This window comes from Streptomyces sp. WAC04114 (genome assembly GCF_019733245.1).
Taxonomy (GTDB): domain Bacteria; phylum Actinomycetota; class Actinomycetes; order Streptomycetales; family Streptomycetaceae; genus Streptomyces; species Streptomyces massasporeus_A.
In genome coordinates this window covers 1-1,549 of sequence record NZ_JAIGQA010000363.1, presented here as the reverse complement: position 1 = coordinate 1,549, position 1,549 = coordinate 1, and the positions used below count along the sequence as shown (strand labels likewise).

Sequence of the window (1,549 nt, the reverse complement as noted above, 5' to 3'; positions counted from 1 at the left end):
GGGGAGGAGGTGCCTGGCCGGGGACGGACGGGCCGCTGGGGGCCGACCACTGGGCCGGTGGCGGCTGGTCCTTGGACCACTGCGGGCCGGGGCCCTGCGGGGCCTGGCCAGGCCGGTCCGGCTGGTCCGCGGGCTGTGCGGGGCGGTCGGTGGGCTCGGCAGGGCCGGACTGGTCCGGCTTCCGGCCGTCGGACGGGGCGGATCCGGGCGAGGCCCAGCCCGGAGTGTCGTTCATCGTCGCTCCTTCACGGTGCCCGTCCGCGGGCGCGGCGGCAGGTTGGCAGCCATCGTGCCATGGGGTGGTCTTGGAGGGACCGGCCGCGGTATGGGCTGCGTACCTTCAATTGTCCGCTCGATTGGGGGCAGACTGACGGCATGGCTGATCAGTACGCGCACAGCGGCGATGACAAGCGGCCGACCGAGATCCCGGCGATCCGTTGGGAAGAGCCACCGGAAGGCCCCGTTCTGGTCCTGCTGGACCAGAGGAGGCTGCCTGCCGAGGAGGTCGAACTGGTCTGTACGGACGCGCCCGCACTCGTGGAGGCGATCCGCTCGCTGGCCGTGCGCGGGGCACCGCTGCTCGGCATCGCGGGGGCGTACGGCGTCGCCCTCGCCGCCGCGCGGGGCTTCGACGTGGGCGAGGCGGCGGCCGCGCTGGCGGGCGCCCGGCCGACCGCGGTGAACCTGGGCGTGGGTGTGCGCCGGGCGCAGTCGGCGCACGAAGCGGCGCTCGCCAAGGGCGGCGACGACCGGCAGGCGGCCGCGGCGGCGCTGGCCGCGGCGCGGCAGCTGCACCGGGAGGACGCCGAGGCCAGTGGGCGGATGGCCGAGCACGGGCTGGCGCTGCTGGACGAGTTGCTGCCCGGCGGCGGGCACCGGGTCCTCACCCACTGCAACACCGGTTCGCTGGTGTCGGGCGGGGAGGGCACGGCGTTCGCTGTGGCGCTCGCGGCGCACCGGACGGGGCGGCTGCGGAGGCTGTGGGTGGACGAGACGCGGCCGTTGCTGCAGGGCGCCCGCCTGACGGCGTACGAGGCCGCTCGCAGCGGGATGGCGTACACGCTGCTCACCGACAACGCGGCGGGGTCGCTGTTCGCCGCCGGGGAGGTGGACGCGGTGCTGATCGGGGCGGACCGCATCACGGCGGACGGTTCGGTGGCGAACAAGGTCGGGAGCTACCCGCTGGCGGTGCTGGCGCGGTATCACCATGTGCCGTTCATCGTGGTGGCGCCGGTGACGACGGTGGATCTGGACACGGCGGACGGGGCGTCCATCGAGGTGGAGCAGCGGCCCGGGCACGAGGTGACCGAGGTGACGGCGCCGCAGGTGCCGGTCGTCGGTATGGAGGTGGGCGGCGGGATTCCGGTGGCGCCGCTGGGGACGCAGGCGTACAATCCGGCGTTCGACGTGACTCCGGCCGAGCTGGTGACGGCGATCGTGACGGAGGAGGGCGTTGTTTCGCCTGTGACGGCCGAGGCGCTGGCCGAGGTGTGTGCGCGTTCGCGTGGGGTTGCGGCGGGCTGAGCGGGGCCGCGGCGCGGGGCGTGCG

Annotated in this window: 1 protein-coding gene and 1 pseudogene; one reads left to right on the top strand and one right to left on the bottom strand. The window is 75.1% G+C overall.

What is annotated here, in order from left to right; all coding sequences use genetic code 11:
- A pseudogene (locus K4G64_RS39190) lies at positions 1-235 on the bottom strand (hypothetical protein); the annotation flags it as partial.
- A 140-nt stretch (positions 236-375) separates the two neighbouring features.
- Between K4G64_RS39190 and mtnA the strand changes: the two are divergent.
- The gene (mtnA, locus tag K4G64_RS39185; protein ID WP_221760605.1) at positions 376-1,524 is read left to right on the top strand and encodes an S-methyl-5-thioribose-1-phosphate isomerase; all 1,149 of its coding nucleotides are present in this window, start codon (positions 376-378) and stop codon (positions 1,522-1,524) included.
- The last annotated feature ends 25 nt before the right edge of the window (positions 1,525-1,549 follow it).

Bases quoted from the DNA above. Each gene is read 5' to 3' on its own strand.
- mtnA (WP_221760605.1), top strand. From the start codon at position 376: ATGGCTGATCAGTACGCGCACAGCGGCGATGACAAGCGGCCGACCGAG.